Below are 26,205 nucleotides of genomic sequence, written 5' to 3'. Positions count from 1 at the left end.
AACCGGTACGATATAATTTCCCCTATCAATCGCCGAAAGTTCCGGCTTCATACATATTACCGCGCCTTTAGAACGGATATTCAATTACACGGTAATTTCAATTTGATTGTCTTCGATTGCGACGATGCAGCTTTCGTAATATCCGTCGCCGGTGGTTCGCGGTCCGCTTACAACTTTGAAACCAGCCCGCTTAAGCTTTTCTGTCAGCGCATCAACCGCTTCTTTGCTTCCGACGGAAAACGCGATGTGTGCATATCCCGTGCGTGCCGGCGCTTTTTCGGGGTCGGTGACATCGGGCTTTTTCATTATTTCCAGCCGAGCCCCTTCATCGAAGCTTATAAAATACGAGCGGAAATCGGTCGTTTTATTGTGATATCCGGCGCCGGCATGTCCGTTAAAATATTCGATAAAAAAATCTTTTGTTTTTTCCAAATCATTTACATACATAGCAATGTGTTCGATTTTCATTTTTGCCGCTCCCTCATCCCTCAATCCTTCCTGTGTTTCTATCGTTTTCCAGTATATTACTTAAAGTGTGCTTCACGTCAAGCAGGAGAATCGGGTGCGTATTCGGATTTACGGCAGAATTTAAAAACATATAAAAAGAAATGATAACAGAAACCGGACGATTGCTCATATTCAATAGTTTTTACTTTTACGCCGAGATAGCCATGATAGGCGGGAACAAATGCAAAGGATACCGTTTTGCGCTTTACCGTTGCGGGAAGCGCTGTCGGCATATTATCTGCCTGTTTATCCGTTTCATAAAAATACGGCATCAGTTCGGCGTATCCGTTCTTTTTTGCAAAATCGGCGATAGGACACCCGACCAAATGGATACTGATTCATTTTGCACCTACTGCAATTACTGATACATATCATCTAGTGAAATCCGAATCACACGATTATCTTTCAAGTCATCAAACCACTTTGTATAACCCGACAATGAGAATAGTATATACTTTGTTATGGTATATTTTGAAGACAATACATTCGCTCGTCGTAACAAAGTTTCATATACTCTTCGGTCAAGTTTTTCATTTTTAAATTTACACTCTCCTACGGCTGCCTTTTTTTCTATTTCCGATAGGGCAACCACATCGATATCAGCCGACTGTCCCATTTTCTTCCCATCATCACTTATAATGGTTTCCATTCCCCACCAGCTGCCGACGGACGTAATAAAGCAACCAAATTCTCCTAAAATGCCATGCTGCAACGTGTAATATCTGCACATATCCTCAAATACGGTACCCATGAAAAAATGCAAAAACGGTTTTACAGCCTTCTTATAATACAGTTCTCCCTGTCCCATTTCTATTATGCTGGCAGCCTTTGGAATGAATGTATACCAGAATTTAAACATAGAGTCTTTTAAAACATACTGACTTTTCTTTTTATTTTTCTCTTCCGTTATGCATCTTTTCTTTTCTATTAGGCCTACACTTATCAATTTCTCCAAAGAATAAAGGACGGTAGGCTCTTTCTCGCCTATTCCGTTTGCGATACCATTAACCGTATTTTTTCCGGATGCAATCTGTTCGATGATATTATTCACCAGCGTTATATCGGAAAATTCCTGCGTTAAAAGATTTCTTGTTTCATCATATAAATATCCGCCCGTGCGAAAGAATAATCTTATAATATTTTTATCAATGCTCTTTGTAGGATCAATCATCGACAGATATTTTGCCACACCGCCGGTAATTCCATAACAAATTGCTTTATCTTTATATGAATACTTTGATACAAATTTTGCCGAATCCAAATAATCAAAGGCTTCCAATTTTATTTGAGAATCACGCCTGCCGAATAACGGACTTTTTTCGCTCAATACTTTATTTTCCATAAAACTCAAGGCAGAACCGCATAAAATGATTTTTAAATTTTTACCCTGCCATATTGTATCAATATATTTCTGTAATATAGAAAGAAGTCCTTCGTCTTTTTCCGCCCAATACGGCAATTCATCTATTAAACATATTGATATCCTCGCAAATAAATACGCCGCCATGAAATTTTATTCAAATTGATTTTATTCAAATTGATCTGAATAAAATCTAGCATATTTTATTCAGATGTTCAAGTTTCAGAATATCAATGAGTTACATTTTCGAAAAATCTGACCGAGTTTTTTGCAGATATCGCTGAATATCTCGGCAGCTCATTCTCCCTTCCCTAATCACCATGTCAGCTCTACTTGACAAATAAGCTACATCTGTATAATATTAAATTATAATTCAGTATTGATCCAAAAGGAAGTAATCCACCCGTGCAGGTATTAAAAGAAGAAATCAGAAACAGGATACTGACAGCTGCTGAAAAAATATTTTATGAACAAGACTTCAGAAGCGCCAAGCTCACCGATATTGCGGAAGAGGCTGATATTCCCGTTGCGCTGATTTATACCTATTTCAAAAACAAAGAAGTGTTATTCGATGCAGTCGTTGCAGGTGTGAGCGAACATTTTACGGATGCGCTTGAAAAAGAAGAAGCACTGGAGTTGGAGTCGCCGTCACAGCGTTTTGAAAAAGGAGGAGCGGAGTATGTGCACGGGCTGTTGCAAAATCATGTAAAGCTCGTGATTCTGATGGATAAAAGCGCCGGTACCAAGCACGCTGGAGCAAAAGACCGGTGGGTTGAACGGCTGCAGCTGCATATCGAAAAAGGAGCAGCGCGGTTTGCACACGGCTCGTATGATCCGGCGCTGTTTCATATCCTTTCAAATAATTATGTTGAAGGGCTTTTGGAAATCGCACGCCATTACAAAAACGACGAATGGGCGATGGAAATGTTGAGGTTGATAGCTCAGTGTTATTACAAAGGAGTAGAATCCTTGTGAGTCTGATTTATTATGAAATATGATGGATTGGGAGATTATTATGGAATTTTATGAGGCGTTAATTGGAGAAGATAATAATCAGAAAAATATTTTCAGTGATTTAATTGGAGCATGGGAGATTGAGTGGGTTGATGGTAAAGGCACTGAAAATGAAAGACATGTTATTGGTGAATGGATATTCACTAAAATATTAAATGGAGATGGAATACAAGATGTTTTTATTTGCCCGTCAAGACAAGAAAGAATATCCAATCCTCAGCCTGATGCGGAATACGGGACAACGATAAGAGTATATAATCCTAAAAAGAAAAAATGGGATGTCTGTTATACCTGTTTAGGTAAAATGATTTATTTGGAAGCTGAAAAACAAGCAGATAAAATTATTTTGACGAATCTAAGTAACGATAATGGCTTAAACTTATGGATTTTTGATGATATTTCCACTTCGCAATTTCATTGGGAGAATAAAACATCTTTTGATCAAGGTAAAACGTGGGTTACAAATGGCGAGGTATTTGCAAAGAAAAAAATTAAGAATACCGAATTAGAAATATAGTTATTTAATATGTGAATAAACTTTGTAAATTTGCACAAAGTCTTACTTTAAATCTTAATATTGAATTTAAATTCAATATTATTCAATTTTGAAGGATGGAATCGTTTATGACGGAAAAAGAGTTAAAGGGAAAAATAGTAGGCAATAATTTGAAATCAAATATATTACTTACTTTGAAAATATTGTTTGATTTAATACCGCAGGTATTGCTTGTTTATTTAATCAGTTCCTTGATTGCACAGAATACGGAAATGGAAAAACTGAAATATATTTTTTTTGCAATGCTGGTATCATTTGTTTTAAAAGGATTGTGCTCCTATTTTTCAACAAAGATCGCTCACGAAAAGGCTTATGAAAAACTGACAGAGCTTAGATTGAATATAATAGAACATTTGAAAAAATTAAGTTTAGGGTTTTTCAAAGAACACAATACAGGAGAACTTACCAATATTATTCAGCATGATGTGGAGCAGGCTGAAGTGTATCTTGCGCACGGGCTGCCGGAAATTATGTCGGCGGTTTTGATTCCGTCGCTTATTTTTGCGGTGATGCTGGCGGTGGATGTGCGGCTTGCGTTTGTTATGTTGATCGGGATTCCGCTGATGTTTGCGGTGATGAAGATTTCAAAGAAGGCGATGGAGGATGGTCTGCAACGGTACTTTGCGCACGAAATGCAGATGCGTGAAGAGCTGATGGAGTACGTTAAAAATATTGCGGTGATTAAAGCGTTTGCAAAGGAAGAGGCGATGAGTGCACGGACGCTGAAAACTGCGCGCGAGTATATCACACTGGTGAAAAAGAGCATGAATACGGTATCGGTTCCGATGGCGCTGATCGATGTTTTTATGGAAGCCGGCGTGGTTGCCGTTATCATCTTGGGGAGTGTTTTTCTTACGCAGGGCGGCATAAGTGTACCGCGCTTTATTTTGGCGGTGATGTTATCCGCGACGTTTACGGCGGCGATCGGTAAGACCGCTATGCTGCAGCATTTTCAAGCGGTGTTTAATGAGGCGTTGAAGGCTGCAGGGACGGTGTTATGCGCTGAACTACCGCACGCTAAAATGGAAGGCGGTCTTGAAGCAGGCGATATTGAGTTTAGAAACGTGAGCTTTGAGTATAAAAAAGACGGATTTCATATACACAATGTAACAATGACTGTCAAACAAAACACGACAGCGGCGATTGTCGGTTCAAGCGGATCGGGTAAGAGCACGCTTGCGTATCTTCTGATGGGATTTTGGGAAGCGTCTGACGGCGGTATTTTTATCGGCGGAAAAAACATCGCCGAGTATTCGGAAGAAACAATTGCACGGCTGATCGGGAGCGTACAACAGGATGCCGTTTTGTTTGATATGAGCATTGCGGATAATATTGCTATCGGAAAACCGCACGCATCGAATGAAGAAGTGATTGCCGCTGCGAAAAAGGCTCGCTGTCATGATTTTATTATGAGCTTGCCCGACGGGTACGATACGAAAATCGGCGAAATGGGTGCGCGGCTTTCGGGCGGAGAAAAGCAGCGGATTTCCATTGCGCGGGCATTTTTGAAGGATGCGCCGATTTTGATTTTTGATGAAGCAATGGCAGCGGTGGACAGCGAAAACGAAAAGCTCATCGGTGAGGCGATTGACGAATTACGGAAAGACAAAACGGTTATCACCATTGCGCATCACCTGAGCACCATACAAAACGCCGACCAAATAGTGGTGATGGATAAGGGCTGCATACTCGATGCGGGTACTCATGCGGAATTGACGGAGCGCTGCGCAGTTTACCGTACCATGTTGGATGCACAACGGAGGATAGACCGATGGTGTGTGGTGTAATTAAAAATTCATAATCCATAATTGATGAACCATAATGGGGGTGCTATGTTTAAAGAGATGATTGCGCTGCTTTCTAAAAGCGGAAAGCGGAGTCTTGCGGTGTCGAGTTTGTTTTTTGCCGTGTACGGGATTGTTTCCGCAGGGATGATTGTGATTGTGTTTTCAACGTTTGCGATGATTGCAGGGCGGCAAAGTATTGCTGCGCAGATACCGTATTTTGCAGGGTTAGGGCTACTGGTTGTGATACGCGGATTGTGCAATATGGCGGCGGACAAAGAGAAACACAATGCGGGGTTTGATATTGTGCAGCAAATCAGAGAGCGGATGATTATAAAACTGAAACAATTTAGTCTTGGGTTTTATACCGATGAAAAACTCGGCGAGATTAATACGATTCTGCACAAAGATGCGGATACGATGTCGATGGTGGTCGGGCATGTGTGGTCCCGTATGTTTGGGGATTTTTTAGCGGCGGCTGCGATTTTTGCATTCCTTGCCGTAACGGATACGGTGCTTGCAGTTCTGATGGCGGCAGCGATGATCCCTGCGCTTTCTTTTTTGGCGTATTCGCTCAAGCAGGCAAAAAGAATTGAAAAAGAAAATAATAGCGCATTGATCGATATGGTGAATCTGTTTGTTGAATACGTGCGGGGAATGCCCGTGCTGAAAAGTTTTGCAAACAATACACTGCTCGATGCTTTGCTTGCGCAAAAAACCGAACGCTTCGGAAAAACAAGTGCGCGGGCGGCAGCCTTTAAAGCGGCAGAGCTTTCCGTGTTTGCTTTCTTGTTGGATTGCGCCTATTGTGTGCTTCTTATATCTGGCACGGTTTTTGTTTTGCGCGGCAGACTTTCCGTTCAGTCATTTATCATTTTTGCGGTTCTTTCAAAAGAATTTTACAAACCATTTGCACAGATGGAAACGCATTATATGTATTATGTTGCCGCAAGCGATTCCTACAAGCGGCTGGGGAAAATTTTATACGGTGCGGTGATCGCGGATAAGACGAACGGCAGTATACCGGTGCGCAATGATATAGCGTTTACGGATGTCGGTTTTTCGTATCATCAAGATGATTTTCGGCTTGAACATATCGATTTTACGATTGGAGAAAAAACGATGACTGCGCTGGTAGGAGAATCGGGAAGCGGAAAAACAACTATTACTCACTTGCTGCTTCGGTTTTACGAAGTTCACGGCGGCAGCATCACGGTGGGCGGCACGGATATACGGGACATTCCGTATGATGAACTTTTGAACCGCATTAGCATTGTGATGCAGAATGTGCAGCTCTTTGATACGAGCATTGAAGAAAATATCCGCGTCGGTAAAAAAGGCGCCTCGAAAGAAGCTATTATCGGAGCTTGCAAAAAAGCGCGGATACACGATTTTATTATGAGCTTGCCGGGCGGGTACGAAACGCATATCGGAGAAAACGGTGCGCTGCTATCGGGCGGACAGCGGCAGCGGATTTCTATTGCACGGGCTTTTTTGAAAGATGCGCCGATTTTGATTTTGGATGAGATGACCAGCAATGTTGATCCGGTAAACGAGGCGCTGATTCAGGAGGCTGTTACAGAGCTTGCAAAAAACAGAACAGTGCTTGTTATTGCACATCATTTAAAAACTATTCAGCATGCGGATCAAATTCTTGTATTCAAAAAAGGGATGCTTGTTGAAAAGGGAAAGCACGGGGAGCTGTTAGAGCAAGACGGGTACTATGCGCAGTTGTGGAAGGCACAGTACGAGGTGTGTTGATTGCGGGGAAAGAAAAAATTAGTTGTTTAAAGATGACGCAGAGCTGTCTATTTGAAGCGATAACATCTTGATCCATTTTTAATGTTCCTATAAATTCGAAAGCCGAACAAAATATCAATTTTGGAGGCGGGCGAATTCGTGCGCGGTAGCGCACACGTCAATGAGCGACGTTTGCCGAACGGCAAACTCGACGGTTAACGAGGCAACCTTATTTGGTTGCCGAAGTTATACCTTCCTTAAAATGCAACAGTTGAACAAAGTTTGAACTTTGGAAACTGTTGCATTCGTGCGCGATTAGCGCACACGTTAATAAGCGATGTTTGCCGAGCAGCAAACTCACCGGTTAACGAGGCAGCCCTATTTGGTTGCCGAAGTTATACCTTAGGGCACCTCTAAAAACCCCTTAAAAAAGAAGTAAAAAAATGCTAAAGTAAAAGAATGAAAGAAAGAGGATTATTTGACGAAGAAGAGCGGCTAAACATATTGAGCAAGCTCGGAGACAACCTTGAAACTTTGAATAAAAAAATAAATTGGGAACTGTTTAGACCGATTTTAAAGAAAGCATTGAAAAAAGAAGCGAAAGGTTTGGGCGGAAGACCAGCATACGATTATGTGATGATGTTTAAGATCATCATTTTGCAAAGACTGTACAGCGCTTATTTTAGACAATGCAGATAGCATTGTCTAAAAACGCTGCCGAGTTTGCGTTCCGCAAACGTCGATCATTGTATGTACGCTATCGCGTACCAATTCAGCATCCTCAAAAAATTGATATTTTGTTCAGCTGCTGAATTTTAAGGAATATAAGCGATGAGTACTCCAGAATATCAGATCAATGATCGATTATCATTTATGAGATTTTTAGGATTAGGAATAAAAGATAAAGTGCCTGATGCAAAAACGATATGGTTATTTAAGGAAAGATTGATAGAAGGGAAAGCATCGGAAAAGCTGTTTGATAGATTTGGAAGAGAACTGGCTAAACAAAATCTGATAGGGAAAGAAGGAACAATCATAGATGCGACGATAGTAGAAGCACCGATACAACATAACAGCAAAGAAGAAAATGGAATAGTCAATATTAGTACAGTGCCTAAATACCCCAACTGAAAACTGGTAATGATATTGCTCAAGAAATAATGAGGTATTCAGATTTTAGAATAGATAATTCTACACCAAAATTACCATATATCAATACAATGTTGTTTATAACAGAAAACAATGTCTAACGGCACGGCAAACTGTAACTTTGAAAAGAATTTTCAATCACTTGAATTATTTACACAAATGTTATTTTATTTAAAAATATGAATAATTTTGAATTAATGACCAATGCAAACAAAGATTTAGTATCTTTAGGTATTTTTTTTAATCAATTTGCTGCTGACACTGGAAGGGGAAGGGATAAGATGGACAAGAAAATAATTGATTTTTTGATAAAAGCTAAACAGAAAACGTATGCAGGAAAAGGAGCTGAAACGGCTTCTTCAAGAGAAAAATCACATGACTTGGTCTATTGTGAAAATAATTTTATGTATTACGATACATATCTTGGCGGGGAAAAATTTGCTGGCGAAGAAGCTCTTTGGATTGCAGACAAGCCGTATTGGGCTATGAATTATATTGGGCGTGTGACTGGAGAAAATTTCAGTGGAGACTTCTTGCGGGAAGCATTGCTGAATGTTCCTTTTGAAAAACCGTTTAGAGGTCCCGAGAAATATAAAAATGGTAGCTATGTGGAGTGATACAATAAAAGTACAGTGCCAAAATTGCCGAAAAAGAGAGGAGGAAGGGCAATGAAACGGTACGATGAGAACTTTAAAATCGAGGCATTGAAGCTGTCGGACGAGATCGGAGTCAAGAAGGCATGTGAACAGCTTAATGTGAACTACGGAACATTAGCAGGCTGGAGAAAACAGCGGGTAAAGAAAAACAAAGAAGGAAAAAGTACGATTGCGATGATGCAATCAAAATCAAAGACGAGTAATCACCCAGCGGTATCCTCCCCATATAGTAATTCAGCTATTCTCTTATCCGTTAACCGAAACGATGAGAATAATCAAATGAGTGGCAGAGCATAAATGCGATAAGCAAAACTCAAGCTGTAGCAAAATATGCAAATGTATGGTATAAAAGCAGCGAAGAGAAACATTTGCCCTGCACTTATATTGCTATGCTATTTTAGGAAGTTCTTCACTGAGTACGCAATAGCGATAATCTATTTATATAAGGAAATACAATAATGAAAAAATTCAAGAAGACTAAATCGGTATGTATAGCCCTCGCGGCTGCTATGGTCGCCAGCGCTTTTTTAACGGCTTGCGCAGGAAGTCCTGTAAAAGGGCATGCCGGTACAAGTGCAAAAGATGAAGAAATTACAAGCAAAATTTCGAACGATATAAGTTTTGACATATATGTTGACCGACTGAGTGAATTAGTAACGGTAAATTGGCCTGCGATGTATAAAGTGTGGCCCGGATACGATTATACGAATCACAACTTTTTAATTTTTTATCTTGATGAAAAAGGCGTTGTAAAAGAGGCGAAGCTTTTGAACGTCAACGAAAACAGAAGCCTAAGAAAGAAGGAATATGAAAACATTACTCCTCCAAATCCGGAAGGGTATGATCAGATACAATTCCAAGCAAAACCGTCCATCGTTATGAGTGTAGACGATGCTGTTATGAAAGCCGAAGATTCCGTCAATGAATTATACAAAACGGCAACACATGAAATGGTTCATTTTTATTATCAAAAAGATGTACAAACTTCGGCAGAGTCAAGCAGAAGCCAAATATATCCGATAGAAAGAGAGCCGAGAATTCTTCGAAGAATGATCTATACAAGGTTAATACAAGCATTTGAAAAACCTGACCGGCAAGATGAATATCTGGGTAAGGCGAAATTCCGGATGGACAAATACAATGATGAATATAAAAGTGAAGCTGACAGAATTAGAGCTACGGATATTGCTGAGGCAACGGCACGATATACGGAAAATTTTGGAATGTTTATCGGAAAGAATTTGTCTCAAGAAGATATAAGAAAAGAAGCGGATAAGTTCATAAGAAAAGAGCAGATTTTTATCGCTGCTGACAAGGAAAGCTATGAAATAGGATATGTCGCAGGACTTATTTTAGATGAAAAAAATCCGAATTGGAAAGAAAATTTTTATGCTACAGGGAAAGGCATTCCGGAAGTATTGCTTGCAAATGTAACTCCTATTCCTGATGAACCGGATAAGAAAATTGAAGATAACATTACAAAAAAAGTGAATAGTACTAATAAAGCTGATGCAGATAAACTGAAGGATGTAATTACAGCTAAAGATAATACCGATATTCCCCTGTTGCATTTGGATGTTTCCAAAGCCTCAAAAAGTTTTTATGCGGAAAGTATGTATAGATATCAAAACCTTTCCGTCATGGCAGGCTACAGCAGTACATTTACTGTAAAGGGTAAAAATGTAGAAATTAAAGATACGGCAATTATAAGCGGATATGAAGAAGAACATCAGTGTGTAAGAATACCGTTGACAATGAAATATGACAGTAAAGGCGGTATTTTGACAATTGATTCACCCTCTTTAAAGGCTGACGGCATTCAGGTTAAAACATCTAAAGAAAACGGACGCATAATTTATAGTGCAGAGGTACAAGGTTAATCAGTATATTAAGGAAGTTATATAATGAATTTTATGAAAAAGTATGTGCCAGGTCTCACAGTTTGTACAGCGGTTGCACTACCGGCGTGGTTTTTAGGTTCATTGGCACCTGTTATCGGCGGGCCGGTTATCGCAATTGTTTCAGGTATGCTGATTACCATCTTTTGGAAAGATAAAGGGACATCTGCAACAGGTATTACCTTTGTTTCAAAGAAGGTTCTGCAATGGGCTGTTGTACTGCTCGGCTTTGGATTGAATTATACAGTCGTATTAGAAACAGGGCGGCAATCGCTGCCGATTATCATCTGTACAGTGTCAATCTCGCTGCTTACGGCATTTTTTCTACAAAAGGCTATGCATATACCGGTAAATATTTCCATACTGGTTGGGGTTGGTTCTTCTATTTGCGGAGGCTCGGCGGTTGCAGCAACAGCGCCTGTTATCGAGGCAAGCGATGAGGAGGTAGCGCAAGCTATTTCGGTTATCTTCTTTTTTAATGTCATTGCCGCGCTGACTTTTCCGCTGCTCGGCAGAATGGTAGGATTTGATACTGCATTAGGTGAAGGTTTTGGAATTTTTGCCGGTACGGCAATCAATGATACGTCATCGGTTACGGCAGCCGCCGCAACATGGGATACAATGTGGAATCTCGGATCAGCAACGCTTGACAAAGCGGTAACGGTTAAACTTACCCGGACACTTGCGATTATACCTATCACCTTTATACTTGCATTGTTGCGCACCCGTGCCGCGAAAAAAAATGGCGGAACAGGCACTCAGGTAAATATTAGAAAAATATTCCCTTTCTTTATTTTATACTTTATCGCAGCATCGCTTATTACAACAATAGCGCTTAAATTCGGAATCAGCGCATCCGTGTTTACACCGTTAAAAACGCTCAGCAAGTTTCTTATCGTTATGGCAATGGCGGCAGTAGGACTCAACAGCGATATTATTACATTAGTAAAAACCGGTGGAAAACCGCTCTTAATGGGAGCCTGCTGCTGGCTCGGTATTATTGCAGTCAGTCTTTTTATGCAGAAAGTTCTTGCTGGTGTTTTTTAAAAAAATAAGCAAGTTTGGTCAGAAGATACAGAATATATCGGTGTTGACAAGAGTGAACCGTATCGCAAGTGTTATGAATTAACAAGACAGGGCAAAGTCTACAGTCCTTTAGTATCGTGATCATTTAATAATTTCCGCTTCAATGGCCGATGCGATCTCCGTATTGCAAATACGGATGCTGCAGTCTTCCGCTTCCAAATATCCGAGAAAATCGATACTGCCGTACCATAAAATTTTTTCATCGAAGACGGCAAGCCGCTGCGAAATGTTTTCTCTCTGAAAAACGGAAGCTCCCGCTGCTTCGAGCATATCGATATATGGCTGCTGCTTTTTTTGCCGTTCTTTATCTTTATGCAGCCTTGTTATTATGAAAATTTTGCATCCGCTTGAAAGTATTTTCGGTACGAGCGGTAGAAATTTTTGTATTTCCGTTCTTGAAAGATACGGCGAACAGATGACGGCGGAGTTTTTTGCGTTCATGCAGTCGTGAATAAAATCGGTTTTGTAATCATCGGCGGAATACAATTTTGACGTTTCACTCTGTGATAGCTCTAAATCGGAAGTGGGCTTTATCGTATAGCCGAGCTGCTTATAGCCTTTAAGTCGTTTTTGATACATACGATCGAAAACTGGAATACGAAAATCAACATAGTCGAAAATCTGCACTTCGTCTTTGCCTGCAAAATTTCTATGCAGACGTCCGCAGTATTGTGCAAGCGTACCTTTCCAACTGAACGGCATTGCAAGCATAAGCGTATCAAGCCGCGGATGGTCAAAACCTTCTCCTGCGTACTTCCCTGTTGCAAGTACGACAAGCGATTCGGATGCAGGAACTTGTCTGAGTGTCTCAAGTTGTTCTTTCTTTTGTTTTTGCGTCCCTTTACCGGTAATCACGATAACATGGAGCGCAGCATCTTTGAGATATTCTTTTAACAAGTTTAAATGTTCGATCCTGTCGGAAAGGATAAGTGGCGTTCGCCTATCTTTGACAGCGGTTTGCACATCCGAAACGATTAATACATTCCGCGCTTCCATTTTTATCATTTCGGAATAATAATTTTGTATTGAATGTTTTGAACTTTCCGTATTATCCGCAGCGATATGAAAGTTCGTAAAACGAGGGATAAAATAATGTTCAAAGTTTTGCACACGGTTCATCTGCTTTGCTGTTGTCGAATAGAGAATATGCCCGCATTGCATAAAGATGATTTTTTGCCGACCGTCACGGCGTATAGGCGTTGCCGTCAGCCCGTATACGTATTTTGCACGAAAGCTCTTTACGAGATTTTCCGTTCCGAAAGCCGAAACGTGATGGCATTCATCAACGATAAGCATACCATAAATATGCCGCCGTGGTTTTACCGCATCCGAACTTTTCTCTGTAAGTGATTTAATAATTGCAATGTCGATAATTCCGGTCGACATATCTTTTCCTGCAGCGATTGTTCCGGCTTCGTAATTCAAAAATCGCTTGATTGCCTTTCTCCACTGCTCTAAAAGCGTGTGCGTTTGCACGAGAATTATCGTATTGGTTTTCCGTTCTGCAATCAACGCGGCAGCCGTTACCGTTTTTCCGAACCCTGTTCCGGCAGACAAGATACCGATATCCGATTTAAGCATTGCATGTAAAGCCGCATTTTGCTCTGCATATAACTCCGCAGTAAAATTAACTTCGATGTGTGTACCTGCATATCGCTCGTCTTTAATTTCATAAGGCGTATTACAATCGTCTAATAGTTTCTTAATTTGACTAAGATTACCGCGCGGCAGCAACAAGGTGTTTTCGGTTTCTGTGGAACAATCGATATAACGCGGAGTGTTATACAGCGGGAGACGCATCTGAAGATTTTTGAAATACTCCGGATTTAAGAAAACCGCTGTCCGCCGGAATATTCCCAGCGCCCGTTCTGAGATTCCTGTTTTTGCAATTTCGATTTGATTTGAAATTGTAATGTGTACTGTCGAAGAAAAATCTTTTTCCGTCAGTAGTACGCTTTGCGGCAATTCCTTGTTGAACCGATTCCCCTGCGATGTTTTAAGAACTTTGTATGTCGCGTTGGGGTTCACACTATCACCGATTGTATTGATTTCACCGTCATCAGCATCGCTCGGCAAAAACTCCGGTATGGTTTTTGCAATTTCATTGCAGCATACTCGCATGGCTTTTTCGGATAATTTTTTAATGGAGTTTAAATACGCCCACTGGTCATCGAATGGAATAAAATTTTCGTCTACAAAAATGGAATGTTTATTTTTTACCGCTTGTCCCTGTAGCGGCAAAGCAATTAAATTACCGTAGCCTCCTTTCGGTATTGCATCCTGATTAGGAAACATACGGTCGAAGGATTCAAACGGTAACGAATGTCGCTCATTCATCGCCGCCTGTAAAATCAATGCTCCGAAATTACGCGCACGTTTTGCGGCTATATTTTCACTAAAAAATATCCAAAGGTGAGCTCCTTTTCCCGAACGCGATATTTCAACCGAAACGGGAATAGAAAATGCCGCACAGGTTTTACGGACAGCCGCCGTATCCTTTTTCCACGCATCGGAACTCCCCGTATGCGAATCGAAATCAAATGCAAGAAACCGGCATACATCTCCTTCGATGAGCGGATATAATCCGATAACATCGCGGCAGGTTGTATCTTTTCCTGCCAAATGATTAAAAATATACCGGTCTGAGAGGGGAACGGGAAGTTTAAACGGACAGGCAGCGCACGAATATTTTTTCATATCGCATTTCCCGCGTTGCCACTTGTTCTCACAAACCGGTGAATAGCCGCTTTTATTTGATTTTGCATTATACCAGCGCAGCGCAAAGACATCCTGCCGACCGATAAACAACGATGTATATAAATTGATTTTTTCCTGCGCCGTGCTGCTCCGATTAACAAGCGGATGTGACGGTGTGAATGCATCCGCTGCTGCCGATTCCGACGACGAAAGCTCTAATGTATTTTGAGCATCCATCGTAGGAAGCGTCTGCGGCATTTGTTGTTTCTGTGCGACCGTTGCCGAAACTTCTCTTTTTGCGATTACCGCGGTGCTTTTTTCTTCAAGGTGCAGCAGGACATCTTCATGCGTCATTGCGAAAGAACGTATCAATCCGATAAGTTCTTCGTGAGAAAGTGTTTCCAAATATGATAAAATAACGGTTGATATATCGGCCATTGTGCGTACAAATTATATATCGGCCTGTTCTATATGGAAATAAATGAACTATTCGGTTTTAAGATAAATCTAATAAGGTTTTTAGAGACGTCTTAACGGAAAGCAGCTTTTGGGACAGTCTGCCTGCGTGTTTGACCTCAGCAGAGGGGGCGGTTTCTGCTATTGCGCCGTTTTCCAGCACGGTGCTCTCGCTGCCCACATCCAAAGCGGAGGTCTCCTCATCCGGCAGCAGTACCGGCGCATCCTTTAATAAGGCTCTCGCAATAGTCGCATACCTTCCGAAATACGATAACCGAATATAAACCGTCGGAGTCTGCCGTTATTTCTTTCAAATTAACAGAACTCAAGGCAGCGATAATCATATCTTTTAGCGGAGATTGATTTTTGCGTTTGAGATTCCCTTATGGAGAATTTTATAAGCTTGAAAGTTTCGGTATAATACATACAATTATTGACAGATGAATTTTCTTGTAAAATGGAGATACCATCAAAATTGACCAAAAGTTATCAAACCTTTATAGAACATACCGGTAGTATGCTCACAAAAAAGAGTGCTTTGCCGAATGAGTATTTTAACACGTATCAGTTCTCTTCCGAATACGGTAAGGGATTCACCGCCGTATACGAGCTTGATTCTTATGCGAATATCTGTATTGCTAAGCATTCATATACCAGCGATTTTGAGTACTCCGTTTCGACGGAAGATTCCATCACCATACAGCAGTACGATTCCATAGATTCGGATCGGCGCTATCCGCAGGGAAATGTTTCGGCGGGGATGCAATATATTGACTATACGCCGGACAATCGCAGGTACCAGTATGTGATCAAAAAAGATGTTCCTGCAAAAGTAATCAGTGTTCAACTGTTGCCGGATTATTATGAAATGTATCTGAAAAAAGAGTTCGGCATAAAAGGTATCGATTTGAAAAAGGAATTGCAGGTGTTTCCGCACGGCGTTTTTATTCCTGAAATTGCATCAATATTTAACCGTATCCGCATTTTCAAAGGCAGTAAAATCTCTACTCGATTATTTTTCAAAAGTAAGATAGATGAACTGACTGCAATCATTATTCAAAAAGCGAAAGAACTCCGCCATGCGGATGACAGAAAGATTGCCGCTTCCGATAGATATGCTGTTGCAAGGATTATTGAATATGTGAATGCTCATTTGTCGAAGAACTTTTTATTGTCCGATCTGGCATCTGAATCATATATGAGTGTTTCAAAATTCAAATATGTATTTAAAGCGGTTACAGGGCGAAGTTTTTCCGATTACATCACGCAAAAAAGAATGGAATTGGCATGCGAACTATTGGTGCAAAGTAATCTCTATGTAGCGGAAATCGCCTATCGGCTCGGCTATAAAAATGCAGGAAGTTTTTCCGTTCAATTCAAAAACTATACAGGTGTGCTGCCATCGAATTATCGTTTAAACAGAGCTTGCGACATTATAAAATAATAGTCGGTTCTGCAGAAATATCACTTGAGTTTTTTGAGATGCTTTAGTGGATATTTCAGAACAGTTGTGTACAGCGGGCAATCTACGGTACACGTCATGAACCATTATCATAAAATTACCCGTCGCGCCATTCCCCTACATCATCCACCGTTCCGCTTCATATTGAATATCCCACAGTCTGCCAGTTTTAATATCCGTTTGACTGGCTATTCCCGTGTTTTCAGTTCATGCAGCTGCTCAACAAGGTGCCGGGACGCGCGGGTATCATTGGTGTCGTACAGCCAGTTGTGATTAAAACAGGCGATGGTATTTTTGTTGCCGCTTGCTCCGATAACAAGGCTGTAAAAGCCGGTGTTTTTTTCTTTTTCCTGTTCGATAGCCGTAACAAGATCATCTGAAAGATTGCCCATTACGAAGTCTGAGATCATCAGTACATCGGCATTTTTATATCCGGTTGCAGTATCGCTGCCTGCAAGCATGTTAAGCGCTTTCCGCAGCGCGGGTTCTGCATCGGTTCCGCCGTTAAACGACATACGCAAAAAACGTACCAGTTTTTGCAGGTAGTTGCCGCCGTCTGCATTTGTCAATTCCATATCCTCATTCGGTTTTACTTCAAGTGTTTCAATATCCGTGGAAAACGAGATGATATAGCAGAGCCGTTCCTGTTCCGCCGCAATCTTTGCCAGTGCAAATGATACCGTTTTTGCAATATTCTCCGGAGTGCCGTGCATAGAGCCGATCGTGTCAACACAGATGATAATCGGTCCCTTGGGTTCTTGCTTTTTCATCGTTACCTCTTCTTGCTCGATACTTTCTTTTAATTCCTCTTGCTCATTTTGATACTCAAATGACAGGAGCTGTTTTTGCGCAAATTTTAGCTGAAAGAGTTTTTTTGCTGCAGGATTTTTCAGCAGAGCAAGTTCACAGGGAAGAGCCGCTGCAATATCGTTTGAATACTTGAGTCCGTTTATCTCTCCGCGGTATGCAGGTTGAGGGTGCCACTCCGTTGTTATGACGATTTTATCCCGCAGCTCTTTTTCAAACACCGCTTGTGTGCGGCTTTGCCTGCCGAGAAGGTCGGCGAGTTCCTGCAGCGATTCATCTTGTTCCAGAAGTTTGGCAAAGGTATCAAGAATTTCAAACCCGCTTGTTTCAAAGGGATGCTTGGATAAATCCCAGAGCCTTCCGAAATTTTTAGTGAACGGCGTAAGTAGTTTTTCAAGCCGCATAAAGTTTTGTATTTTTTTATACAGCTCTTCCAAAAACTGCTTTCGCATAGCATCGATCCGCTCCTGCTCCCACTTTGTTTTGCGTTCGATGAGATTTTTTTCCATATCGGCAATAAAGTTTCTGCGCAGTGCCTCAAGTTTTTCCGGCGATTTCCATTGAAGCGTATTTTTTTCACTATTTTTCGTTTTCTGTGTTACGGTTTCTGCATGGGTAGTATTTACTTGCTCATTTTTTCCAGGAGTGTTTTCTGCTTGCATATCGTCTACCCGTATACTTGCTTCCGGAGACGTTTGTGATCCCTCTGCCGGGATTGTTTTCGCGGTATCGTCTGCTGCACTATCGGTGATGTGTTTTTGCTCGCCAAATGCTTTGCGGTAAAAATCAAAGTCCAGCGTACTTTCCTGAATAGTTCCGCGTTTTGAATCGCTAACTGACGGAAGGCGTTTATAGTGATACTGTATTTTTGACTTTTCCGCAGAAAGACCGGCTGCAATTTCTTCTGCAGACTGCTTTTTCTGCTGTGCAACAAAGATTTCCTCATCTAAAAACGGATTTTCTTTTTCTAATGTGCCGTGTGTTTTTTGCAGCCATTCCAAAAGATCCGTTTGAATATTTTCTGAAAGCCCTTCGTGGGTTTGCATATACTCTTGTACGTCTTGAGTATTTAAAATTTCGGAAAGCGTATGCTGTGCAAGCTGTGCAAACGTATTCTGCGGAAAAGCAATGGGGATGTCTTCCGGCTCAATAGGCTGTATGGCATCTTCGATCGCATCAACCAACTGCTTCCGTTCCAGAGTTGAACCAAATGCAGATTCAGGGGCAGCATTTTTTTCAAACTTTCGCTTTTTCTTCGATTGCTGCTTATAGCGTTGAATGTTTGCGTTTAAATTTTGTTTTATGTTACCGATGTTGGAAAATAGTGTACTACACAGGTTGGAAAATGCATTATCGCTTAAATCTTCCGTTTGGTGTGCGGTTCTGTTCCGTGTTAGACGGAGCGATTCCCACCAATAAGGTTTTGAAGAAAACCATACTTTTGTTAAGCATTCTCGTACTTGCTGCATTTTTATTTGCAGCCATGCACGCGCTTCTTCATTGATTGTTGTAACATCGGAAATACCGGAAGGGTATTTTTCAGTAATTTTTTCAATAGGGAGCAGTGCTTTTCTGCTGTATTTTCTTGAATTTCTATCTTTCTTGGTCATCAGTGTATCCTGTTTCTATTAAAGCTCTAATCTCTTCCATATTGTCAAATACAAATGAAACCATCTTTTGCAATTCCTTATCGGGAATATCTTCCGTTGCATGCGCAAGCCGGTTGCGGATTTTGTGCAATTCCATAACTGGCTGCGGCGGTTGAAGCCCTTCTGCAAGCGTCTGTATTTTCAGCTCAAGCCATGCTTTCTGTTCATCGGAAAGCCGGTAGACATTGGGCATGCCGCCGGAATACTTTTGCTGCAATGCGGTAAGGGCTTCACGGGATGTATTCATATCACCCACTATATTTTGCTCCATTCACGGATAGTGCGAACCGCATACTCATGATCTTTTGTCGTATGGTCTTGCAAACCGTTCTCATCAAAAAGTTGATAGAAGGCCGCCGCTTCTCCGTTTTCGGATGCCGACCAGTATTCTTGCGGAGTAAGCATCGCCTCCTCAATACCAAGGGCTTCGAAGGACGTATTTAGTTTATCTCTATTTTCCCATATCGCATACAGTTGAGCTTTATCGGGAACTATCCAATTTGTTGTATAGTCTTTCGGTAAGGCATCGCCGTAATGAAGGGTATATTCTTTGAGTGCATTCCATGTCAATTTCTTTTCACTTATACCAAGGGCAAAGGTTTTATCGTTAGCAATGCACACAACTGCAATCACATTCTTTTTCTGTTCCTCTGTCATACTTTCAATTTCTTCCGAAGAAAAAGCGGTCCCGTCTTTGAGAATGACATCTCCTTCTGAAAAATCAGTATCGAGTTCAGCATTGAAATATCTATCATGCTGCTTGGCAAGTGCGATTTCCGCATCTTCAAATTGCTGGATTGCCTCATCTAGTTTTGCAGTAAGACTTTTATTATAGGATTGATTTGCAAATAAATTTGCCTTGAACGGTATCGCATCCGCTTCTTTTTTGTCTTTCAGTGCCTTAATTTCAGTATGGATTTCATCTACAATCGGCTTGTAATACGCTTTGTCAAAATTCTTTTGTAACGTTTCCTGCGCTATATCGGAATATTCTTTTTGCTGTAGATATGTTTTGGCAGGAGTCATTTCGATTTGCATTGAATGAGTTTTGTCTGAATATCCATTGTAATTTCTCCACCAATCAGTCCAAGTTACCGTATCATTAACGATACTACATTCACTAAAAGAAAAGTTATAATTGGGCCCCAGTTTCTCGCCCTTCGAATCAAACAACATTCCTTTTCGATCGTTGTAATTTTGCCATTTAAAATCATCAATAGAAATGTAATAAGGTTTAACTGTCTGATCAGCAAAATATACCGCTGTCGGTTTTAATAGTTTATAAGCATTCGTATCATCTTTCATTTTGTAAGAAACAGGTTTTGCCGCAGTTTTTACCATGTCAAACCAATCTTTCTCAACTTTTGCTGTAAACGCCTCAATCTCGTCGTTAATGTCATCTATCGCAGTATCGCAATCCAGTCCGTTTTGTTGAATGCACGTCTCTACGATTTGGCGTACTTTTTTCTGTTGCTTTTCCGTACCCCAGATGCAGTATTCTATCAGCTGACAGTCCATTAAATCTACTTCTGTACGGTCGTTCAAAAATGCGGATGTTTTTAAGATGCGCACTATTTTTTTCCAGCGGCGGTCGCCGATTGCAAACGCTTCTCCGGCGGCTTTTTCCTCTTCGCTCAAGGTCTCATTTTGCGCCGTCAGTTCTTTACGGATTGCGGAAATAACCGCACGCGCTTCTTCTGAAAGCTGCACTGCGTCGATCTGTGTTTTCCAGTTTTTTAAGTCCTCGTTGGAAATTTGCAATTTTTTCAGCTCATCGGAAAGCTCAAATTCCGAAGATGTACCTTCTATCATATCAAAAAAGGAATCTTCATTTTGAATAAAGCCGATAGGTAAACGAATAATGAACCGGTCGTACAAGGCTTCAAGTCCGCGGTTTTTTGCAGGCAGTTCGTTTGACGCAGCAAGTAAGGCTTTTAGAGGTACGTCCTGTACTGTACTGCCGTTATGAAATATATGTTCATTTACGATGGAAAGAAGTGTGTTGAGAATTGCAGGGCTTGCCTTCCAAATTTCATCAATAAAGGCAACATCCGCCTCCGGCAGCATGTTCTCTGTGAGGCGGCGGTATTCTTCTTTGCCGCTTTCACCTTCGCCGTTCAAGCCTTTCAGAGAAATATTGCCGAATACATCTTCCGGTGTAGAAAATTGATTTAAGAGTGTTTCAAAATACTGAAGGCTTCCATCGCCGTCCGCCTTAAATGCCTGTGCAATGCGCCGTGCAAGCATGCTTTTGGCACACCCGGGAGCACCCAAAAAGAAAATACTTTCTCCTGCGATTGCCGCTAAGAGTGCAAGGCGCAGTGCTTCGTCTTTTTCGTATAGACCTTCGCTGAGCGCATTTTCAAGTGCGGCTATCCTATCGTGATGTTTTGTTGTTTCTGCCATCTGTGGTTCCTCCTGCTTGGCATTTAGTTGTGTGTGTTCGGTATCCAGAACCAACTGTACATACGTGGTGCCATGTTCGGTTTTCTCCATTTTTATCTGCGGTATCTGAGATAAAATTTCACTGAATTTACTGACATTGAATAAACCGCACATATCATTGACGGTGTCTTTAGTCCAGCCTAATTTTTGCATAATTACAGACGGATTCCTTTTGCCGTCAAAGGTTTCTACTACGGCAATAATCTTTTCCGTAATCTCTTCTTTTGTAGCAGGTGCTGTCATGTGAGCCTCCAATATCTATTATATGTCATTTATTCCGCCGCTTGACAGATTTTTTGCAGCTTTTTGATAAAAATGCTTATCGTTCTACTTGCATCGGTTTTATCTTTGCCGAACTGTTTGGCAATATCTTCTTGCGTGGGGAAGCTTTTCGCTTCAAAAAATAGCCGGATGAGCGTGCGTCCATGTTCCGTATCTGAAAAGCGTACATTGCGCAAGACTACAGCTATTACGGTACTGTCTACTTTTGCCGCATCTAGTTCGCATAACACCCGATGGGTCAGCAATGCGGAAAGATACGGCTTTGTGCGGTCTTGCAATGCGGTAAATACAGCATCAATGCGCTGGAGGTAGTGCTCAATGTAGTCTTGTTCTATTAAAAAGGTATCTGCTGTTTTGTAACCGTTTTGGATGCATAGTGCCGCAGAATCAAACAGAGAATATCCATTGCCGTTTTCGAAATCGATATGTTCCGATTGTACAGCAGTCTGTAACTGCCATTGTATAAGCTTGATTATTTCGCTAATCTGACCACCGGTTCTTTTTGCCAGCCATTCTTGTGTTTCAGCACGTTCTATATCTTTCCCATAGTGTGCAGCAGCGGCGCACAGCCGATTCCATTTCCGCCGCTTGTTCTCCGGGAGCGGAATGATTTCAGAGTGAAAAGTATGCAATTTTATATTTGCGCGGTTTATTTCTTGTTTTAAAGAGCGTGCAAGATAGTTAATATAACGTTCGGCAGTTCCTTCATAGCTGAGCACACTGCGGTTTACACATTCCATTATCTCAATCGCGGCATTTTTAATTTTTTCCGGATTGAATGTCAGCAAAGCCCAACGCCATACGGCATCTGTCAGCTTAGTCCGCAAGGTGAGAAACTCTGCGCAGGCGGTATTCTTCTGTTGAACAAACGGAAACAGTTCCGTTGCAATCCTGATAATCTTTGCTTCCTGCTGCTTTTTGTCCATCATTCTCTCCGGTCATTTTATTTACAGTGCAAAAAAGGCATCCAAGGCTTTTAATGCCTCTGTTCCGTTTGGAGCTTCCATTGTCCCCATAAGATTATTTAAATAATAGAGCGGCGTAATATCATACAGTTCAGGATTTTCAGGATAGGCTATTCCGTCGGCATGTTTGATAAACTCAACTTTGCCGTATATGATTTTTTTTACATCCGCATCAAAAAATTTTTCCGCAAAATGAAAGGCACACATTAAAACCATGGGGATCGTTTTTTGTCCGAATGTAATATCCGCATAGAGTTCAGCGCCTTCTTCCATAAGCGGCAGCATTTTACGGAGCCGTACTTCATGGTTTGCTTTTGATTCAACAAAATCCGTTGCAAGCTGCTCATATTCAATATGCGCACCGATAGCAGCATTAATCGAATTCAGTTCCTGCTGAAAAAGTTCGGCATTTTCTATTGAATGATCTTTGCCGGTGATGGTTGTGAGGAGTACCGCTTTTACCTGATCTCCTTTCTGCAATTTTTCTGCAAGCACGGCATTGATAGGAAATACCACCTTACCGGTATAGCGGCAATCGGCATTTCCCGTTTCCGCATAACACTGCCCATAAGCTGCTGTATCCATTTTTTTCATGGGGATATCAACAAACACAATTTTTTTCATTTTTAGCCTCACTATCTCGTAATAGCGTCATAATACAGAAAAGTTGACAGATTATAGCACAATTTTAGCATATTTTTGTATTTTAAGAGAGAAAAAAGAAAAGGGTTTACATAGTTTTGAAAAATGGGTCAAACTTTTTATTTGTAAAAGGATGTTATCAAACTACTGCGCCGCTTTATATTGTGGGAACCTGCAAAAACTCAGGTATAGATTTGCTTCGCGTCCTTCGGAATAGGGGTGCCCTGAAGCAATACTTCATATATATCTCACGAGAAGTCACTGTAATATAAGAATTCTTTTTATTGATCTGTCGTAATCCTCCGCTGTGATTCATCGAAACACGGTTTCTCTCCTACATCATCCACCGTTCCGCTTCATATTGAATATTCCACAGCCTGCGGTACAGTCCGTTTTGCGCAATCAGTTCATCATGCATACCTCGCTCGATGATTGTTCCGTTTTCGAGCACGAGTATCTGATCGGCGTTACGTATGGTAGAAAGTTTATGGGCAATCATAATCACCGTTTTATTTTTCAAAAGTTCTTGCAACGCTGTTTGGATCATCCGCTCGTTTTCCACATCGACATTTGCCGTTACCTCATCCAAGAGGATAATCGGCGCATCCTTGAGAAGCGCCCGTGCAATAGAAATACGCTGCTTTTCTCCGCCGGAAAGCCGTGAGCCTGCTTCTCCGATAACGGTGTCATAGCCGCTTTCCATCGCTTCAATAAAATCCGCACAACCTGCGCGCCGAGCCGCTTCTTGCACGTCCTCAACCGTCGCATCAGGCCGTCCTATTCGGATATTGTTCAGCACGGTATCGTTAAACAAAAATACATCTTGAAACACAAAGCTGATATTCTTCAATAGGTTTTCATAGGACGGCGTTTTTATCTCCTTGCCGCCGATGCTGATCATCCCGTGTCCCTGCATAATATCCCAAAAGCGGGCAACTAAATTTGTAACCGTCGTCTTGCCGCTCCCCGAAAGTCCGACGAGCGCTGTCGTCGTTCCCTCCGGTACGCAAAAACTCACATCCCGTAATACCGACGTTTGGCTGTATGCAAAATTCACATGATCAAAACAAATATCGAATCGCTTCAATTCTTCCGGCGCGATGTTAGACGCACACATCAAATCATGCATTTTAGGAATGCTCTTAATTTGATTCATCCGGTCGATGGACTGCTGCGTCATCTTGGAAAAGATACTGAATATGCCCATCGCTTCCGCGCCGGTAAAAAGACTGAACGAAGCAAGCATCAACAAAAATGTTTGCGGGAATGTAAAGTCCTTATACACCAGAAAAAGCCCCGAAAGAAATACGATACCCGTAGTAATCAGGCGGAAGCATAATTGATAGATGCCCATCGGCGGGATATGCACAAACTCTCCCCGTACGGAAAAGACGCGGAGTCTTTCGTATGATTCTTGCGTTTTGGAAAATTGTTTTTCCGCCATATTGTAGGCTTTCAGTACATGCAGTCCTTTGATAAATTCAATCGTGTCTTCCGTTACCTGCCCGACCAATTTTTGCCGGTTTAGATTGAGCGCATCTTGCCGTGTTGCAAGATATCGGTAGGCAAACCATGTCGGCATCAGCAGCACGAGTACAAGCATAAAAATGCGATAATCAAATGAAAGACAGATAATCAGTGCGATAACAAAGGTTGGAATGCCGACCGCAACTTTTTCAATAACGCCGATGCCTTCTATTTCCAAAAACGCTGCGTCCGAGGTAATCGTTGAAACCACATCGCCCAAATTCTTTTCGCTAAAAAAACCGAGCGGAACCTTCCGCAATTCCTTCCCCAACGTTTTGCGCTCTTCCGCCATACACTTATACCCCCACCCGACCGCAGACACGAAACAAGATAGCGCAACACAATGCGGGCAAGAATACTCGCCAACATAATCAGCGAATACCGGATTATTACCGGCATCGTCAAAGCCTCCGCAACGCCAGGATTAAATTCCGGCATCCGCGCGGTAATATGAAAGGTGGTCATCAACGGAACCACGATCAGCCAGCCGTCAAAAAAACTTAACACGAGCGATGCATACAATTGCTTTTTTTGCCTGCCCATCAATTTAATAAAATTCCTTACCGTTTTTAACATACCGATTCCCCTTTCCCCTCTCCAGCTTCCAGTTGCGGCTTTGCTCGTGTGTGTCCCACAGCTTTGCATACAGCGGCGAGGTTCTCAAAAGTTCGCTGTGTGTTCCCGTTGCTGCGACTGTTCCGTTATTCATCACGATAATTTGATCGCAGCCGGTAACCGTCGACAGCCGATGGCGTTGCGGTTTTATACTCGTCGATGGAGGTGTCATATTTTGAGAGCGCCGCATCTTCCCGTCCGAAAATTTTTATTTCTTTATTCCCGCGGATATATTCGATAACGCGGCCGTTCATCGTTTCAAGCATTGTATAATAGGTCGCGGCAAATTCGTTCATAATGCCGATATACATCGGAAGATAAAAAAGCAAGGTCAATCCCGCAGGCGCCAATAGTGAAAGTCCCATCCGCCAATCAAAGCTGAAAAGCACTCCAATCAGCGATGTTTTGCGATTACGCAAAACTCGGCGTTTAACTGCGACCGCGAAATTTTAGCGGCCGCAGTTAAACTTGCGATAATACTGACCGGTAGCAGCACGTTTGAAGTCGTTTCGGGGATTGCATGTGCAAGCGGATATTCAAGTCGCTCGGTGCTGTCGATCAGCAAACTGTGAAAATAACCGCTCCCCTTTGTCTGTGTGTAGCCGAGCGGCATACGCATCATCTTTTCCGTGACGGCAAGTCGTATTTTTTTCAAAATGGAAAACGCCGTCTTATGCGAGAGCGCAGTCGAAAGACAGTGCATCAGAATTTGAAGCGAGAGCGCAAGCAAAATCAGCAGCTGCATACTGCAGCGCCGTCCGCTCACTGCAGCCTTGCGCAACATCAAGCAGCAGCCGGTACACCAGATAATACGGTACAAGGTCGAAAAAAAACCGCCCCAATTGCCAACAGCACGGAAACGCCATAAATCGGAATATGTTCTTTTGTAAAATCTTTAAATTGCATAA

The 26,205-nt window shown here is 41.7% G+C and carries 21 protein-coding genes and 2 pseudogenes; 11 read left to right on the top strand and 12 right to left on the bottom strand.

The window, feature by feature from the left end:
* Positions 1-84: 84 nt before the first annotated feature.
* The 3 genes and pseudogenes from HMPREF1222_RS05635 to HMPREF1222_RS05625 form a co-directional block, all read right to left on the bottom strand.
* Entirely contained in the window at positions 85-468 is a 384-nt protein-coding gene (locus HMPREF1222_RS05635) for a VOC family protein (RefSeq protein WP_006188651.1), read from the bottom strand.
* Positions 469-752: 284 nt separating this feature from the next.
* Positions 753-845, bottom strand: a pseudogene (locus tag HMPREF1222_RS13405) (L-2-amino-thiazoline-4-carboxylic acid hydrolase); the annotation flags it as partial.
* Positions 846-865: 20 nt separating this feature from the next.
* A complete protein-coding gene (locus HMPREF1222_RS05625) occupies positions 866-2,014 on the bottom strand; it encodes an ATP-binding protein (protein WP_016518582.1) in 1,149 nt (382 codons plus the stop codon).
* A gap of 258 nt (positions 2,015-2,272) precedes the next feature.
* On the opposite strand from HMPREF1222_RS05625, the gene HMPREF1222_RS05620 reads away from it, so the two are divergent.
* The 10 genes from HMPREF1222_RS05620 (at position 2,273) to HMPREF1222_RS05575 (ending at position 11,711) form a co-directional block, all read left to right on the top strand.
* A complete protein-coding gene (locus HMPREF1222_RS05620; protein WP_016518581.1) occupies positions 2,273-2,842 on the top strand; it encodes a TetR/AcrR family transcriptional regulator in 570 nt (189 codons plus the stop codon).
* Positions 2,843-2,882: 40 nt separating this feature from the next.
* On the top strand, positions 2,883-3,398 hold the full coding sequence (locus tag HMPREF1222_RS05615; protein WP_016518580.1) for a hypothetical protein: 516 nt from the start codon (positions 2,883-2,885) through the stop codon (positions 3,396-3,398).
* Positions 3,399-3,505: 107 nt separating this feature from the next.
* Positions 3,506-5,224 carry an ABC transporter ATP-binding protein gene (locus HMPREF1222_RS05610; protein ID WP_016518579.1) on the top strand — a complete coding sequence of 573 codons (1,719 nt, stop codon included), beginning with the start codon at positions 3,506-3,508 and terminating at the stop codon, positions 5,222-5,224.
* Between the two features lie 45 nt (positions 5,225-5,269).
* Positions 5,270-6,982: an ABC transporter ATP-binding protein gene (locus tag HMPREF1222_RS05605; protein WP_016518578.1), complete on the top strand. Its 1,713-nt coding sequence runs from the start codon at positions 5,270-5,272 to the stop codon at positions 6,980-6,982.
* Positions 6,983-7,420: 438 nt separating this feature from the next.
* Positions 7,421-7,660 carry a transposase gene (locus HMPREF1222_RS05600; RefSeq protein ID WP_016518577.1) on the top strand — a complete coding sequence of 80 codons (240 nt, stop codon included), beginning with the start codon at positions 7,421-7,423 and terminating at the stop codon, positions 7,658-7,660.
* A gap of 132 nt (positions 7,661-7,792) precedes the next feature.
* Positions 7,793-8,092, top strand: coding sequence for an IS5 family transposase (locus tag HMPREF1222_RS05595; RefSeq protein ID WP_016518576.1), 300 nt, complete (start codon positions 7,793-7,795; stop codon positions 8,090-8,092).
* Positions 8,093-8,289: 197 nt separating this feature from the next.
* Entirely contained in the window at positions 8,290-8,727 is a 438-nt protein-coding gene (locus HMPREF1222_RS05590; protein ID WP_016518575.1) for a DUF5680 domain-containing protein, read from the top strand.
* A 51-nt stretch (positions 8,728-8,778) separates the two neighbouring features.
* Positions 8,779-9,063 carry a transposase gene (locus HMPREF1222_RS12500; RefSeq protein ID WP_016518574.1) on the top strand — a complete coding sequence of 95 codons (285 nt, stop codon included), beginning with the start codon at positions 8,779-8,781 and terminating at the stop codon, positions 9,061-9,063.
* A 161-nt stretch (positions 9,064-9,224) separates the two neighbouring features.
* Positions 9,225-10,646: a hypothetical protein gene (locus tag HMPREF1222_RS05580; protein WP_016518573.1), complete on the top strand. Its 1,422-nt coding sequence runs from the start codon at positions 9,225-9,227 to the stop codon at positions 10,644-10,646.
* 24 nt (positions 10,647-10,670) lie between these two features.
* Complete coding sequence (locus HMPREF1222_RS05575) at positions 10,671-11,711, top strand: YeiH family protein (RefSeq protein ID WP_016518572.1); 1,041 nt, start codon at positions 10,671-10,673, stop codon at positions 11,709-11,711.
* Positions 11,712-11,831: 120 nt separating this feature from the next.
* Here the strand turns inward: HMPREF1222_RS05575 and HMPREF1222_RS05570 are convergent, their stop codons facing one another.
* Positions 11,832-14,885, bottom strand: a complete 3,054-nt coding sequence (locus tag HMPREF1222_RS05570; RefSeq protein ID WP_016518571.1) for a TOTE conflict system archaeo-eukaryotic primase domain-containing protein — start codon at positions 14,883-14,885, stop codon at positions 11,832-11,834.
* A gap of 493 nt (positions 14,886-15,378) precedes the next feature.
* Here HMPREF1222_RS05570 and HMPREF1222_RS05565 point away from each other — a divergent pair, with 493 nt between their 5' ends.
* The gene (locus HMPREF1222_RS05565; RefSeq protein ID WP_016518570.1) at positions 15,379-16,347 is read left to right on the top strand and encodes a helix-turn-helix domain-containing protein; all 969 of its coding nucleotides are present in this window, start codon (positions 15,379-15,381) and stop codon (positions 16,345-16,347) included.
* 206 nt (positions 16,348-16,553) lie between these two features.
* Here HMPREF1222_RS05565 and HMPREF1222_RS05560 read toward each other — a convergent pair whose 3' ends face one another.
* From HMPREF1222_RS05560 to HMPREF1222_RS13430, 8 genes and pseudogenes are all read right to left on the bottom strand, one after another.
* Positions 16,554-18,782 carry a vWA domain-containing protein gene (locus tag HMPREF1222_RS05560; RefSeq protein ID WP_016518569.1) on the bottom strand — a complete coding sequence of 743 codons (2,229 nt, stop codon included), beginning with the start codon at positions 18,780-18,782 and terminating at the stop codon, positions 16,554-16,556.
* On the bottom strand, positions 18,766-19,068 hold the full coding sequence (locus HMPREF1222_RS05555; RefSeq protein WP_155997583.1) for a hypothetical protein: 303 nt from the start codon (positions 19,066-19,068) through the stop codon (positions 18,766-18,768). Before HMPREF1222_RS05555 ends, HMPREF1222_RS05560 begins: the two co-directional genes overlap by 17 nt.
* Positions 19,069-19,076: 8 nt before the next feature.
* On the bottom strand, positions 19,077-21,509 hold the full coding sequence (locus HMPREF1222_RS05550; RefSeq protein ID WP_016518567.1) for an AAA family ATPase: 2,433 nt from the start codon (positions 21,507-21,509) through the stop codon (positions 19,077-19,079).
* Positions 21,510-21,538: 29 nt separating this feature from the next.
* Positions 21,539-22,477 carry a hypothetical protein gene (locus HMPREF1222_RS05545; protein ID WP_155997581.1) on the bottom strand — a complete coding sequence of 313 codons (939 nt, stop codon included), beginning with the start codon at positions 22,475-22,477 and terminating at the stop codon, positions 21,539-21,541.
* Between the two features lie 18 nt (positions 22,478-22,495).
* The gene (locus HMPREF1222_RS05540; RefSeq protein WP_016518565.1) at positions 22,496-23,137 is read right to left on the bottom strand and encodes a TM1812 family CRISPR-associated protein; all 642 of its coding nucleotides are present in this window, start codon (positions 23,135-23,137) and stop codon (positions 22,496-22,498) included.
* Positions 23,138-23,489: 352 nt separating this feature from the next.
* Positions 23,490-24,974, bottom strand: a complete 1,485-nt coding sequence (locus HMPREF1222_RS05535) for an ABC transporter ATP-binding protein (protein WP_016518564.1) — start codon at positions 24,972-24,974, stop codon at positions 23,490-23,492.
* Positions 24,975-25,229: 255 nt separating this feature from the next.
* Positions 25,230-25,391: an ABC transporter ATP-binding protein/permease gene (locus HMPREF1222_RS12720; RefSeq protein ID WP_155997579.1), complete on the bottom strand. Its 162-nt coding sequence runs from the start codon at positions 25,389-25,391 to the stop codon at positions 25,230-25,232.
* 43 nt (positions 25,392-25,434) lie between these two features.
* Positions 25,435-25,997, bottom strand: a pseudogene (locus HMPREF1222_RS13430) (ABC transporter transmembrane domain-containing protein); the annotation flags it as partial.
* Positions 25,998-26,205 lie beyond the last annotated feature (208 nt).

Source organism: Treponema vincentii F0403 (assembly GCF_000412995.1).
Lineage (GTDB): Bacteria > Spirochaetota > Spirochaetia > Treponematales > Treponemataceae > Treponema > Treponema vincentii.
The sequence above is the reverse complement of the archived record's forward strand: the minus strand, read 5'-3'. Positions and strand labels throughout refer to the sequence as shown.